Source organism: Methylobacterium trifolii (genome assembly GCF_022179685.1).
Lineage (GTDB): Bacteria > Pseudomonadota > Alphaproteobacteria > Rhizobiales > Beijerinckiaceae > Methylobacterium > Methylobacterium trifolii.
Genome location: NZ_BPRB01000082.1, coordinates 1 through 12453, shown reverse-complemented (window position 1 = coordinate 12453; position 12453 = coordinate 1). Strand labels below are relative to the sequence as shown.

The 12453-nt window shown below is 70.8% G+C and carries 14 protein-coding genes and 1 pseudogene; 12 read left to right on the top strand and 3 right to left on the bottom strand.

From position 1 onward, the window contains the following. The first annotated feature begins 3 nt into the window (after window positions 1–3). The 4 genes from dnaN to recF are packed head-to-tail and all read left to right on the top strand — an operon-like array spanning window position 4 to window position 2867. Window positions 4–1122, top strand: coding sequence for a DNA polymerase III subunit beta (gene dnaN, locus COGEMETH_RS08040; RefSeq protein ID WP_238182083.1), 1119 nt, complete (start codon window positions 4–6; stop codon window positions 1120–1122). Between the two features lie 53 nt (window positions 1123–1175). After that, a complete protein-coding gene (locus tag COGEMETH_RS08035) occupies window positions 1176–1427 on the top strand; it encodes a type II toxin-antitoxin system ParD family antitoxin (protein ID WP_238182082.1) in 252 nt (83 codons plus the stop codon). After that, window positions 1424–1720, top strand: coding sequence for a type II toxin-antitoxin system RelE/ParE family toxin (locus tag COGEMETH_RS08030; protein ID WP_238182081.1), 297 nt, complete (start codon window positions 1424–1426; stop codon window positions 1718–1720). The genes COGEMETH_RS08035 and COGEMETH_RS08030 overlap by 4 nt, the downstream gene beginning before the upstream one ends. Then, window positions 1713–2867 (top strand): DNA replication/repair protein RecF, encoded by a 1155-nt coding sequence (gene recF / locus COGEMETH_RS08025; protein WP_238182080.1) that lies wholly within the window; start codon window positions 1713–1715, stop codon window positions 2865–2867. Before COGEMETH_RS08030 ends, recF begins: the two co-directional genes overlap by 8 nt. Before the next feature lie 11 nt (window positions 2868–2878). On the opposite strand, the gene COGEMETH_RS08020 is transcribed toward recF, so the two are convergent. Both COGEMETH_RS08020 and COGEMETH_RS08015 read right to left on the bottom strand, forming a co-directional pair. Next, a complete protein-coding gene (locus COGEMETH_RS08020) occupies window positions 2879–3283 on the bottom strand; it encodes a type II toxin-antitoxin system VapC family toxin (RefSeq protein ID WP_238182079.1) in 405 nt (134 codons plus the stop codon). Further along, window positions 3283–3522: a type II toxin-antitoxin system VapB family antitoxin gene (locus COGEMETH_RS08015; protein ID WP_238182078.1), complete on the bottom strand. Its 240-nt coding sequence runs from the start codon at window positions 3520–3522 to the stop codon at window positions 3283–3285. The genes COGEMETH_RS08020 and COGEMETH_RS08015 overlap by 1 nt, the downstream gene beginning before the upstream one ends. 102 nt (window positions 3523–3624) lie before the next feature. Between COGEMETH_RS08015 and recQ the strand changes: the two genes are divergently transcribed. From recQ to COGEMETH_RS07975, 8 genes are all read left to right on the top strand, one after another. Continuing rightward, window positions 3625–5472, top strand: a complete 1848-nt coding sequence (gene recQ / locus COGEMETH_RS08010; RefSeq protein WP_238182077.1) for a DNA helicase RecQ — start codon at window positions 3625–3627, stop codon at window positions 5470–5472. Between the two features lie 317 nt (window positions 5473–5789). After that, window positions 5790–6788: a hydrolase gene (locus COGEMETH_RS08005; protein WP_238182076.1), complete on the top strand. Its 999-nt coding sequence runs from the start codon at window positions 5790–5792 to the stop codon at window positions 6786–6788. A 131-nt stretch (window positions 6789–6919) separates the two neighbouring features. Beyond that, complete coding sequence (purL, locus tag COGEMETH_RS08000) at window positions 6920–9139, top strand: phosphoribosylformylglycinamidine synthase subunit PurL (RefSeq protein WP_238182075.1); 2220 nt, start codon at window positions 6920–6922, stop codon at window positions 9137–9139. 22 nt (window positions 9140–9161) lie between these two features. Next, window positions 9162–9398: a BolA family protein gene (locus COGEMETH_RS07995; RefSeq protein WP_238182074.1), complete on the top strand. Its 237-nt coding sequence runs from the start codon at window positions 9162–9164 to the stop codon at window positions 9396–9398. Between the two features lie 41 nt (window positions 9399–9439). After that, window positions 9440–9934, top strand: coding sequence for a DUF29 domain-containing protein (locus COGEMETH_RS07990; protein ID WP_238182073.1), 495 nt, complete (start codon window positions 9440–9442; stop codon window positions 9932–9934). A gap of 85 nt (window positions 9935–10019) precedes the next feature. Then, on the top strand, window positions 10020–10358 hold the full coding sequence (grxD, locus tag COGEMETH_RS07985) for a Grx4 family monothiol glutaredoxin (protein WP_238182072.1): 339 nt from the start codon (window positions 10020–10022) through the stop codon (window positions 10356–10358). Between the two features lie 120 nt (window positions 10359–10478). Then, window positions 10479–11378 carry an NAD(P)/FAD-dependent oxidoreductase gene (locus tag COGEMETH_RS07980; RefSeq protein ID WP_238182071.1) on the top strand — a complete coding sequence of 300 codons (900 nt, stop codon included), beginning with the start codon at window positions 10479–10481 and terminating at the stop codon, window positions 11376–11378. A gap of 427 nt (window positions 11379–11805) precedes the next feature. Then, window positions 11806–12024, top strand: coding sequence for a hypothetical protein (locus tag COGEMETH_RS07975; RefSeq protein ID WP_238182070.1), 219 nt, complete (start codon window positions 11806–11808; stop codon window positions 12022–12024). Between the two features lie 19 nt (window positions 12025–12043). Here COGEMETH_RS07975 and COGEMETH_RS07970 read toward each other — a convergent pair. Continuing rightward, window positions 12044–12453, bottom strand: a pseudogene (locus COGEMETH_RS07970) (hypothetical protein); the annotation flags it as partial.

Genomic DNA, 12453 nt, shown 5'->3' with positions numbered 1-12453 from the left:
ACGATGAGAGTCACTGTCGAGCGCGCGGCCCTCCTACGGTCGCTCGGCCACGTGCACCGCGTCGTCGAGCGGCGCAACACGATCCCGATCCTGTCGAACGTGCTGCTGCGCGCCACCGAGGCCGGCCTGCAACTGAAGGCGACCGACCTCGACATCGAGGTCACGGAGACCGTGCCGGCCGACGTGTCGGACCCCGGCGCCACCACCGTGCCCGCCCACGTCCTGCACGACATCGTGCGCAAGCTCCCCGACGGCGCGCAGGTCTCCCTGGAGACGGGCGGCGAGTCGGGCCAGATGACGATCCGCTCCGGCCGCTCGCGCTTCGCGCTCGGCGCCCTGCCCGAGGGCGACTTCCCAGATCTCGCCGCCGGCGAACTGCCGCATAGCTTCGAGATCCAGGCCGCCGACCTCAAGCGCCTGATCGACAAGACCCAGTTCGCGATCTCCACGGAGGAGACGCGCTACTACCTCAACGGCATCTACCTGCACACGATCGAGGTCGAGGGCGCCCTGAAGATGCGGGCGGTGGCCACCGACGGCCATCGGCTGGCCCGCGTCGAGATGGACGCGCCCGCCGGCAGCCAGGGCATGCCCGGCATCATCGTGCCCCGCAAGGCGGTGGCCGAGATCCAGAAGCTCGTGGACGACGGCGGCGAGAGCGTCGCCATCGACCTGTCGCCGGCCAAGATCCGCCTGCGCTTTGCCGGCGTGACCCTGATCTCGAAGCTGATCGACGGCACCTTCCCCGACTACCAGCGGGTCATCCCCAGCGGCAACGACAAGCGCCTCACCGTGGAGCGCGAATCCTTCGCGCGTGCCGTCGACCGGGTCTCGACGATCTCGTCCGAGCGCGGCCGGGCGGTGAAGCTCGGCCTGCAGGAGGGGCGCCTGGCGCTCTCCGTCAACAACCCGGATTCGGGCAGCGCCACCGAGGAACTCGACGTGGACTACGAGGCTGCCGGCCTCGATATCGGCTTCAACGCCCGCTACCTCCTCGACATCACCGCCCAGCTCGAGGGCGACACCGCCCTGTTCAAGCTCGCCGATCCGGGCTCGCCGACCCTGATCCAGGACCGCGAGGGCGCACCCGCCCTCTACGTGCTGATGCCGATGCGGGTGTGACGGTCGCATCCGCGCGGCATCGCGGTTAGACTGGCACCGACAAGGTGTCCCCCATGGCAAAGCCCGTCCGTCTCGATCCCGCCCAGGCCGCCTTCGTCGAGGGTCTCGTGGCGGATGGCCGCTATCCCTCCGCGGACGACGCCGTGACGGCGGGGCTCAGGCTCCTGCACGCCCGTGAAGCCCGGCTTTCCGACCTGCGCGAGGCGTGGCGGGAGGGCGTCGAAAGCGGCGACTACGAGCCGGTGGACGCGGTGCTCGACGACCTCACCGACCACTACGCGGCGCGGGCGAAAGCCGGCGCTTGAGACCCGTCGTCATCTCGCGGCGGGCGCGATCGGACCTGCGGGAGATCGCGGACTTCATCGCGGCCGACAACCCGAATCGGGCCGTCAGCTTCGTCGCGGAACTGCGCGGCCGCTGCCTGTCCCTCGCACGGCACCCGATGCAGGGACGCCCCGCACCCGACATCGCCCCGGACGCCCGCATCCTCGTGTTTCGCGCCTACCTCATCCTCCACCGCGTCCACGACGACCCCGTCCTGATCGACCGTGTGATCCATGCCGCCCGCGACCGTGCCCCGCCTTGGCCGCATGAGTGAACCCGACGCGGCCGGCGGTCAGCGCCTCACCCGCCTGATCGCCCGCGACTTCCGCAACCATGCCGACCTCGACCTGCCGCTGGCCCGCCGCTTCGTAGCTTTGGTGGGCGAGAACGGGGCGGGCAAGACCAACCTGCTGGAGGCGATCTCCCTGTTCGCGCCGGGCCGAGGCCTGCGCCGGGCCGAGTTCTCCGCCATGGCCCGCGCCGGGGGCCCGGGGGGCTTTGCCGTCTCCCTGACGCTGGCCCGCGACGGGGCCGAGCATCGCCTCGGCACCGGCTGCGAGCCGCCGGGCTTCGACGGGCGCAGCGCCCGGCTCTGCCGCATCGACGGCGCCGGCATCCCCTCGCCCGTCGCCTTCTCCGAATTCGTGCGCGTGGTCTGGCTGACGCCCGACCTCGACGGCCTGTTCCGGGGCCCTGCGGGCGACCGGCGCCGCTTCCTCGACCGGCTGGTGCTGGCGGTCGACGCCGCCCACGGCAGCCGGGTGGCCGCGATGGAGCGGGCCCTGCGCTCGCGCAACCGCCTGCTGGAGGAGCGGCCGAACGACGGCCGGTGGCTCGACGCGATCGAGCGCGAGGCGGCCGAACTCGGCGTCGCCGTGGCGCTCGCCCGCCGCGAGACCGTGGAGCGCCTCGACCGGCTGATCCACGAGACCCGCGACGACGCTCAGCCCTTCCCCTGGGCCGCCGTGCGGCTGGAGGGCGACCTCGACGACCTCGTCGCGGTCTGGCCGGCGATCGAGGCCGAGGACCGCTTCCGTCTCGCCCTGCGCCAGGGCCGCCACCGGGACCGGGCCGCCGGCCGCACCCTCATCGGTCCCCAGACCACCGACCTCGTGGTCCGTCACGGTCCGAAGGACGTGCCGGCCGGCTCCAGTTCCACCGGCGAGCAGAAGGCCCTGCTGATCGGCCTCGTCCTGGCCCATGCCCGCCTGGTCCAGGCGATGAGCGGCATCGCGCCCCTGATCCTGCTGGACGAGGTCGCCGCCCATCTCGACCCGCGCCGCCGGGCCGGCCTGTTCGACGCCCTGGAGGCGCTCGCCGGCCAGGTCTGGATGACGGGGGCCGACCCGGCCCTGTTTGCAGAGTTGGGCGGGCGGGCGGACCTGATCGGGATCGCGGACGGGCGGGTCGTCGCGCCCTGAGCACGAGGTGTTCAGGGCAGGGCCGGGCGGATGTCCGTGCGCGAGAAGTCGTTGCCGACAAAGAGCAGAGGCAGGTTGCGGGTACGGGCGCAGGCATAGGCGAAGCAGTCGCCCATGTTCAGTTGGGCCGGATGGCCCTGCCCTTTGCCGTATTGCGCGAAGGCGAGCAGCGCGGCGCGGCCGTCGTCGTCCGCGATCGGGACGATCGTGACGCCGGCCTCCGCCAGGAAGCTCTGGACTTCGTTCTCGGCCCGCTCGACCGGAATGTTCTTCTTCCGGCGGATCGCGAGCACGGCCTCGAAGACGGCGAGGGCCGAGGTGACGGGCTCGACCGCTTCCTCCACCCGGCCGGTCAGATCCGCATGTGCCGGTTCTCCCGCCAGGATCGCGACCAGGGCCGAAGCGGCTATGAACATCAGGGTTCGCCGGACAATTCGTCGAAGAACGCTTTGTCCGCCTCCAGGCCGGTGTCGGGATAGCTTGCGATCCGATCCTGGATCGGTTTGATGCGCTCGGCGAGCGACATCGATCCCTCGCGCCGCGCCAACTCGTTCACCAAAGCCAGCCGCACCGCCTCGGTCTTGCTGACGCGTGCCGTCGATGCCAGCTTCTCGGCGAGGCGGTTCACCGCCTCGCTGCGGATGTTCAACGGCATAACGCCTCTCCGTGTGTAGACAGAGAGACGGTAATGTCTACACGGACAGGCCGCAAGCCGGTGTCCTCGTTCACCCCCTCTCGACGTAACGCCAGAGTCCCCATGTCCGTCCGCCTCGACGAGGCCCGCGCCGCGCTCCGAAAAACCTTCGGCTACGACGACTTCCGGCCCGGACAGGCCGAGGTGATCGGCGCCGTGCTCGACGGCGCGGATGTGTTCGCGGTCATGCCCACAGGCTCGGGCAAGTCGATGACCTACCAGTTGCCGGCGCTGATCGAGGACGGCCTTACCCTGGTGGTCTCGCCCCTGATCGCGCTGATGCATGACCAGGTGCAGCAGATGCGCGGCTTCGGGATCGAGGCAGCGACCCTGAACTCCTCCGTTCCGGAGGCCACCTCCCGCGAGACCTGGCGCAAGATCCGCTCGGGCGAGCTGCGCCTGCTCTTCGTCTCGCCCGAGCGCCTGCTGATGGAGGGCTGCATCGAGGCGCTGGGCGGCTCCGGCGTGCGGCGGCTGGCGGTGGACGAGGCCCACTGCGTCTCGCAATGGGGCCACGACTTCCGGCCCGAATACCGGGAGATCGCCCGCGCCCGCGAGGCGCTCGGCAACGTCCAGACCCTGGCGCTGACCGCCACCGCGGATGCGGCCACCCGCGTCGAGATCGCCGAGCGGCTGTTCCCGGCCGGCCGGGACCTGCGGAGCTTCGTCCACTCCTTCGACCGGCCCAACATCCGCCTGACCTTCTCGCCCAAGGACAACCCGACCCGGCAGATCGAGCGCTTCCTCAAGGGCCGCCGGGCCGAGAGCGGCATCATCTACTGCTCGTCCCGCAAGCGCACCGAGCAACTGGCCGAGTCCCTGAAGGGGGACGGCTTCAACGCCCTGCCCTACCATGCCGGCCTCGACCAGGGCACGCGGATGAAGAACCAGGACACCTTCCTGCAGGAGGACGGGGTGGTGATGACGGCGACCGTCGCCTTCGGCATGGGCATCAACAAGCCGGACGTGCGCTTCGTCTGCCACGCGGACATGCCCAACAACGTCGAGGGCTACTACCAGGAGATCGGCCGGGCCGGGCGCGACGGGCTGCCCGCCGACACGCTGACCCTCTACGGCCTGGACGATATGGCGCTGCGCCGCCGCCAGATCGACGAGAAGGAGGTGCCCGACGAGCGCCGGCGGGTCGAGCGCCGGAAGCTCGAGGCGATGATTGCGCTCTGCGAGGGCGCCACCTGCCGCCGCCAGTCGCTGCTGGGCTACTTTGGCGAGGCGAGCCAGCCATGCGGCCGCTGCGACCTCTGCCGCGGCGGCGTCACGCTGATCGACGGAACCGTGGCGGCCCAGAAGATCCTGTCGGCGATCGTGCGCACCGGCCAGCGCTTCGGCGCGGCCTATGTCTGCGACGTGGTGCATGGCAAGGAAAGCGAGCAGATCCGCCGCAACGGCCACGGCCAGCTCAAGACCTTCGGGGTCGGGGCCGACAAGCCGGTGGCGGCGTGGCGGGCGATCCTGCGCCAGCTCTTCGCCGCCGGGGCGGTCGCCGAGAACACCGACGGCTACGGCGGCCTGACCATGACCGAGAAGGGCGAGGCGATCCTGTTCGGGCGCGAGCCCGTGCAGCTCCGCCCCGACCCGGAACCGAAGGCCGAGACCCGCGAGCGCCGCCGCGGCCCGGCCGCCCGCGAGGACGGGGCGCTGGCGCTCAGCGAGGCCGACGAAGCCCTGTTCCAGCACCTGCGGGGCCTGCGCGCCACGATCGCCCGCTCCGAGAGCATCGCCGCCTTCATGGTCTTCCCGGACCGGACCCTGATCGAGATGGCCAAGGGCAAGCCCGTGGACCTCTGGGCGCTGCGCTCGGTCCACGGGGTCGGCGAGCGCAAGCGCGAGGCCTACGGCGAGCGCTTCGTCGCGGCCATCGCCGAGTTCCTGGCCCATCCCCCGGCCGCCTGAAGGGCTGCGAATTTTTCCTCGTCTGTGTCCCGGCCCGTCGTGTAGGGGGAAAAATCCCCGCCGCCACCGCGCGAGAACCGGACGGTCCCGCCATCTCGAACCACAGCGACACGGGTCGGCGCGAGTTCGCCGAACCCGCATCCCGACAGGTCTTCTACCTGCCCGGCTTCGATCCGCGCGAGCCCGAGACCTATTGGGGCCTGTTCCGGCGCGAGAGCCGGCTGACGGCCGGGCGCCGCGGCCTCGCGATCGCGGTCGGCGATTGCGCGCGCGCGGCCGACGGGATCAGCCTCGACTGGACGGTCGAGACGCCGGGCATGCGCACCCGCTACAGCCTGCTGCGCTGGGACGACGTGGTGCGCGCCCGCTTCCCCCGCCCCGAGTGGCGGCGCCTGAGGGACGTGCCGGCCCTGCTGATGCGGCTGCGGCGCTCGGGCTACCAGCGGGCCCTGCGCAAGGAGGCCCGGCGCTTCGCCACAATCATCGTCGGGGTGCACCGGATCTACCTCGCCTTCGCGGCCCTGAGCCTCGCCCTGGCGCTCGTTGCCGCCCTCCTGGCGCCGGCCCCGCTTGTCCCCTGGTCCCTGCTGGCCGTGGCGCCAGTTGCCTACGCCATCCTCGCCCTCCTGATGCGCCTGACGCGGGGAAAGCCCCTCTACGTCGCCCACCTCGTGGACGACACCGCCTTCACCCACGACCACGCCGCCGGCCGCGAGGCGACGATGCCCGACCGCCTGGCCGCCTTCGCCGCGCGCATCCGCGCCACGGAGGGGACGGCCGACGAGATCGTGGTGATCGGCCATTCCTCGTCGAGCTTCCTCGGGGCGCAGGTGCTGGACCTCGTGCTCGCGACGGACCCCGGATTCGGCGGCCGCGGCACGCCGGTCTCCTTCGTGACGCTCGGCAGCGTCATCCCCTGGATCGCCCTCGACCCGGAAGCCGCGGGGGTGCGCGGGGCCCTCGAACGGGTGGCTGCGGCCAAGACGATCGGCTGGCTCGACATCCGCGCCTCCTGGGACTGGCTCTCGATCCACCTGCGCGATCCGCTCACCGCATCGGGCATCCCCTCGCCGGGGCCGGACCGGCCGGCGGTGATGCGGGTGCGGATCGAGGACCTGATCGAGCCGGCCACCATCGCCCGGCGGCGCTGGAACCTGTTCCGGATGCACTTCCAGCTCCTGATGTCCAGCCGGAACCCGCAAGCCTTCGACTACATCGCCTTCGTCTCCGGGCCGGAGCCGGTCCACGCCGTCATCGAGCGCTGCCGTCGGGAGCCGGCGCGCGCGCGGTGCCGTGACGGACACGATGTCGTTTGAATCCATCATGCACCGAGCCGAAATGTTGCTAGTCTAGGCGCTTCCGCTCTAGAGCCTTGACGCCCGCCGGCCCGGCGCCGGTCCACGGGACGCCGTGGCGGGCGGGGCGGATTTTCATCGAGACCCATTGCATGTTCCGCAACGACGTTCCGATCACCCCCGAACTGGTGCGCCAGCACGGTCTCACGCCGGAGGAATACGACCGCTTCCGCGGCTTGATCGGGCGCGACCCGACGCTGACCGAACTCGGCATCGTCTCGGCGATGTGGAACGAGCACTGCTCGTACAAGTCATCGCGCAAGCACCTGCGCGGGTTGCCGACCACGGGGCCTTGCGTGATCCAGGGGCCGGGGGAGAACGCGGGCGTCATCGACATCGGCGACGGGCTGGCCTGCGTCTTCAAGATGGAGAGCCACAACCACCCGAGCTTCATCGAGCCCTACCAGGGCGCGGGCACCGGCGTCGGCGGCATCCTGCGCGACGTCTTCACCATGGGCGCGCGGCCGATCGCGGCCCTGAACGCGCTGCGCTTCGGCTCGCCGGACCATCCCCGCACCCGCCACCTCGTCTCCGGGGTGGTGGCCGGCATCGGCGGCTACGGCAACTCCTTCGGCGTGCCGACGGTGGGCGGGGCGGTGGGCTTCCATCCCCGCTACGACGGCAACATCCTGGTCAACGCCATGGCGGTGGGCCTCGCGCGCGCCGACGCGATCTTCTACGCGGCGGCCTCGGGCGTGGGCAACCCGATCGTCTACCTCGGCTCCAAGACCGGCCGCGACGGCATCCACGGCGCCACCATGGCATCGGCCGAGTTCGACGCCGATTCCGAGGCCAAGCGCCCGACCGTCCAGGTCGGCGACCCCTTCGCGGAAAAGCTCCTGCTGGAGGCCTGCCTCGAACTGATGGCCTCGGGCGCCGTCATCGCGATCCAGGACATGGGCGCGGCGGGGCTCACCTGCTCGGCCGTTGAGATGGGCGCCAAGGGCGACCTCGGGGTGGAGCTCGACATCGAGAAGGTGCCGGCCCGCGAGCCCGGCATGACGCCTTACGAGATGATGCTCTCCGAAAGCCAGGAGCGCATGCTGATGGTGCTCAGGCCCGGCATGGAGGCGGAAGCCGAGGCGATCTTCGTGAAGTGGGGCCTCGACTTCGCGGTGATCGGCAAGACCACCGACACCCTGCGCTTCGTGGTCAAGTGGCACGGCGAGACGGTGGCCGACCTGCCGATCAAGGAACTCGGCGACGAGGCCCCCCTCTACGACCGGCCCCACATCGCCAACACCCACCTGCCGGTGATCCGGCCCGGCGACGTGCCGGCACCCGCCTCCCTGGCGGATGCCCTCAAGCGCCTCGTCGGCTCGCCGGAGCTGTGCTCGAAGCGCTGGGTCTACGAGCAGTACGACCACTTCATCGGCGGCAACACCGTCCAGAAGCCCGGCGGGGACGCGGCGATCGTGCGCGTCGAGGACGGGCCGAAGGGTCTGGCGCTCACCGCCGACGTGACGCCGCGCTACTGCGAGGCCGACCCGGTCGAGGGCGGCCGGCAGGCCGTGGCGGAGGCCTGGCGCAACATCACCGCCGTCGGGGGCAGGCCCTTGGCGATCACCGACAACCTCAACTTCGGCAACCCGGAGAAGCCGGAGGTGATGGGCCAGCTCGTCGGCTGCCTCCAGGGCATCGGCGAGGCCTGCCGGGCGCTCGACTTCCCCGTCGTCTCCGGCAACGTCTCCCTCTACAACGAGACCAACGGCGTCGGCATCCTGCCCACCCCCACCATCGGCGGCGTCGGCGTGCTGGACGACGTGGGCCGCCACGCCACGCTCGGCCTGAAGCGGGCGGGCGACGTGCTGGTGCTGGTGGGCGCGGGCGAAGGCTGGCTCGGCCAATCGATCTACCTCGCGGTGATCGAGGGCCGCGAGGAGGGCGCGCCGCCCCCCGTCGATCTCTCGATCGAGCGCCGCAACGGCGACTTCGTGCGCGGGCTGATCCAGTCCGGCCTCGCCGACACGGTCCACGACCTCTCGGACGGCGGGCTGGCCGTGGCGCTGGCCGAGATGGCGATGGCCGGCAACGTCGGGGCGACGCTGCCCGAGGTGCCGGTGGACCTGCCCGCCCACGCCTACCTCTTCGGCGAGGACCAGGGCCGCTACCTCCTGGCCGTCGAGGCGGAGACGGCTGCCGACATCCTCTACAGCGCCTCGGCGCAGGGGATCGATGCGGTCGTCGTCGGCGTCGCGGAGGGCGAGCGTTTGACCCTGCCGGGGGGGCAGAGCATATCGGTCGCCGACCTGCGGGCGGCCCACGAGGGCTGGCTCCCCGCCTACATGGCAAGCCTGCCGGCCGCCGCCTGATTCGGACCGAGGACGAGAACAGATGCCGATGGATGCGCGCGAGATCGAGGCGATGATCCGGCAGGCCCTGCCGGACGCGCAGGTCGAGATCAAGGATCTGGCCGGCGACGGGGACCATTACGCCGCCACCGTCCTGTCGGCGGCCTTCAAGGGCAAGACCCGCGTGGCCCAGCACCAGATGGTCTACGGCGCGCTCCAGGGGCGGATGGGGGGCGTGCTCCACGCCCTTGCGCTGACGACCGGGCTCCCGCAGGATTGAGCCTACTCGCCAAGAGCTTTCCGCTCGCCAAGAGTCTTCCGATGGATCGGGCAAGCCTCTACGACGACGATATCGTGACCTGGTCCGAGGAGCAGGCGGCGGCCGTGCGGGCGCTCGGCGCCCGGCCTGACCTCTCGAACGCGCTCGACTGGGAGAACGTCGCGGAGGAGATCGAGAGCTTGGGACGATCCCACATCCAGGCTGTCGAGAGTCTGCTGCTGCAGGTCATGACTCATTTGATCAAGCGCGTGTCGGCACCGGGTTCACCCTCGATCCGGCATTGGCGCGCCGAGATCCTGACGTTCCAGACATCGGCGCTCGGTCACTTCAGCCGGTCGATGCGACAGCGCATCGATCTCGACAAGATGTGGTCCACCGCGATCAGGATCGCTGGGGCCGAACTGATCGCCTACGGCAACGCGCTCCTGCCCAACCTGCCCAGCCGATGCCCATTGCGCCTGGATGACCTCGTCGCCGATCCATTCGAGGTCGATGCGGTGCTTCAGACGATTGCCGAGGCGACCATCACGCGGTGAACCGCCGTGGACGGACGCCGTCTGTTCCGGTCTTGAAAATCCATTCCGTCGTCAACACCCTGTGTACGAGCATGAGGACGAACAGATGACCGACGCACACGCAGCCATCGAGAGCGAGATCAAGTCCCAGGACGTGGTGGTGTTCATGAAGGGCACGCCGCAGATGCCGCAATGCGGCTTCTCTGGGCAGGTGGTGCAGATCCTCAACTACCTCGGCGTGCCCTACAAGGGCGTCAACGTCCTGGCCGACCAGGGCATCCGCGAGGGCATCAAGGCCTATTCCAACTGGCCGACCATCCCGCAGATCTACGTGAAGGGCGAGTTCGTCGGCGGCTGCGACATCACCCGCGAGATGTTCCAGTCGGGCGAACTGCAGACCTTCCTGGCCGAGAAGGGCGTCCCGCTGAAGACCGCCGCCGCCTGACCGTTTCAGGCTCCGGACGACGAGAGGGCGCCGCGGGCGCCCTTTTTCGTACCTGCGCCTGACACCATTCCCGCGCCCCGGCGCTTGCCCCGGACGAGGAACCGTCACGGGCGATCACACATGCGCGACGTCATCATCGTGGGCGGCGGCCCTGCCGGCCTGAACGCGGCGCTGATCCTCGGGCGCTGCCGCCGCGACGTACTCCTGTGCGACAAGGGCGAGCCAAGGAACGCCGCGGCCCCCCTGACCTGGGGCTTGTTCACCCGCGACGGCACGCCGCCCTTCGAACTGCGCGCGCGGGCCGAGGCCGACCTCGATCGTTACGATACCGTCGAGCGGCGCGGGGTCGAGGTGGTCGGCGCCTGCCGGACCGGGGACGCCTTCGCGGTCGACCTCTCAGACGGGACGCAGGAGCGGGCCCGCCGCCTGATCCTCGCCACCGGCCTGCACCAGGACCTGCCCGCGATCGATGGCTTCGCCCGGTTCTGGGGAACGGGCGTGCATACCTGCCCCTATTGCGACGGCTACGAGGCCCGTGACCGGCCGGTGGCCGTCTACGCCCATGGGCCGGGCGCCAAGGGCATCGCCCTGGAGATGACGGCCTGGAGCCGCGACGTGAGCCTGTGCACGGACGGGCGGCCGACCGACCTCGACGCGGAGGCGCGCGACCGCCTCTCCCGCAACGGCGTGCGCGTGGTGGAGACGCGGATCGCCCGCCTCGACGGCACGGACGACGGACCCACGCACCTCGTCCTCGCGGACGGCACCCGCCTGCCCTGCCGCGCCGTCTTCCTGATGCCGGAGGGCTGCCGGCCCTCCGACCTGATCCGGTCCCTGGGCTGCGACCTGACGGACGCGGGTGTGGTGCCCACCCGCGACTACGAGCGGACCAACGTGCCGGGCCTGTTCGTGGCGGGGGACGCCTCGCGGCGAGTCCAGTTCGCCGTGGTCGCCGCCGCCGAGGGAGCGATGGCGGCGTTTGCCGTCAACACCGAACTGCTGCGCGAGGATACGCGTTGAGACGGGTCGGCGCGCCCACTGGGAGGCCCCTCCCCGTACAACCGGTCTGCGCGAGCGCGACGCCGAGGACCGCCCGATCCTCGGCCACGTCTTCGCGGTCGAGAGCGAAATCCGCGGCCTTGCGGGTGATGCCTTCACGATCCGCGGACCCCGGAATACTGTCGGTGGCCCGGCCCGCACGAAGCCTTGAGCGTGGTCGTAGCGGGGATTCAAACACTTCGAGGTTGCGCTGCGTAGTCTGGAGGGCTGCCGGCGGGGCAAGTCCACGTGCGAATTCGCACCGCTGCCCAGCCACCGCAATGCAATGGTTAAAAAACAGTTCCGGGGCAAAAACTTTCGGAACTTGTTCAGGTTGTCCCCGTTACCCCCATAAGGCCCAGGTTCGTGGGCCGGCGGCGCACCCCGCCGCAACCTTGCTAGGCCGGCCATGCCCGTCTTCGAAGCCACAAATCTGGACAGCGAGTTCGAGGGCTTGGCCTTCCTCGCAGCCATACTCCACCCCACCGTCGCCGCCCGCACGCGGGCCCTGACGCACGGCCGCCAGCGCGCCGAGCGCGCGGCACTGCTGGCCGATCCGATGACGATCGAGCCGCGGTTTCCCGTAAGCGTGGACGCGCTGACGCCCGTCGCCGTCCCGACGAACTGATCCGTCCGCCCGTAGCGCCCTACCAGGGCTGCGACGTGACGATGCCGGCGCGCGTCACCACGACCCATTCGCGGCCCCGGCGCTCGACGGCATCCACGCGCCCGACGCCCGGAATCACGTCGCCAGCACCGACCTCGACGAGGCGACGGCGGCGATCCTCCAGCATCGCCGTCCCGTCGTAGACATCGCGCACGGCCCAGGACTCGATCACCGGAGGTTTGGCGGCTTTCGCGTCGGCGATGCTGCCGGTCTGCGTCGGTTCCGGCTTGGACGGCTCGGGCTTGACGGCCGCGACCGGCGCCGGAGCGGCCGGCCGCTTCTCGGCCTGGGCAGCCAGCGCCGCCACCCGTGCCCCCTGCTCGCGCTCGGCCTGCTCGACGCGCTCGCTCAGGGCGGCGAACTTCGCGGCCAGCGCCTGCTCCATCTTGC

What these genes read in the sequence shown, in the direction of transcription:
- dnaN (WP_238182083.1), top strand. Translation starts at nt 4, where the DNA reads ATGAGAGTCACTGTCGAGCGCGCGGCCCTCCTACGGTCGCTCGGCCAC.
- COGEMETH_RS08035 (WP_238182082.1), top strand. Translation starts at nt 1,176, where the DNA reads ATGGCAAAGCCCGTCCGTCTCGATCCCGCCCAGGCCGCCTTCGTCGAG.
- recF (WP_238182080.1), top strand. Translation starts at nt 1,713, where the DNA reads ATGAGTGAACCCGACGCGGCCGGCGGTCAGCGCCTCACCCGCCTGATC.
- COGEMETH_RS08020 (WP_238182079.1), bottom strand. Translation starts at nt 3,283, where the DNA reads ATGTTCATAGCCGCTTCGGCCCTGGTCGCGATCCTGGCGGGAGAACCG.
- COGEMETH_RS08015 (WP_238182078.1), bottom strand. Translation starts at nt 3,522, where the DNA reads ATGCCGTTGAACATCCGCAGCGAGGCGGTGAACCGCCTCGCCGAGAAG.
- recQ (WP_238182077.1), top strand. Translation starts at nt 3,625, where the DNA reads ATGTCCGTCCGCCTCGACGAGGCCCGCGCCGCGCTCCGAAAAACCTTC.
- COGEMETH_RS08005 (WP_238182076.1), top strand. Translation starts at nt 5,790, where the DNA reads ATGCGCACCCGCTACAGCCTGCTGCGCTGGGACGACGTGGTGCGCGCC.
- purL (WP_238182075.1), top strand. Translation starts at nt 6,920, where the DNA reads ATGTTCCGCAACGACGTTCCGATCACCCCCGAACTGGTGCGCCAGCAC.
- COGEMETH_RS07995 (WP_238182074.1), top strand. Translation starts at nt 9,162, where the DNA reads ATGCCGATGGATGCGCGCGAGATCGAGGCGATGATCCGGCAGGCCCTG.
- COGEMETH_RS07990 (WP_238182073.1), top strand. Translation starts at nt 9,440, where the DNA reads ATGGATCGGGCAAGCCTCTACGACGACGATATCGTGACCTGGTCCGAG.
- grxD (WP_238182072.1), top strand. Translation starts at nt 10,020, where the DNA reads ATGACCGACGCACACGCAGCCATCGAGAGCGAGATCAAGTCCCAGGAC.
- COGEMETH_RS07980 (WP_238182071.1), top strand. Translation starts at nt 10,479, where the DNA reads ATGCGCGACGTCATCATCGTGGGCGGCGGCCCTGCCGGCCTGAACGCG.
- COGEMETH_RS07975 (WP_238182070.1), top strand. Translation starts at nt 11,806, where the DNA reads ATGCCCGTCTTCGAAGCCACAAATCTGGACAGCGAGTTCGAGGGCTTG.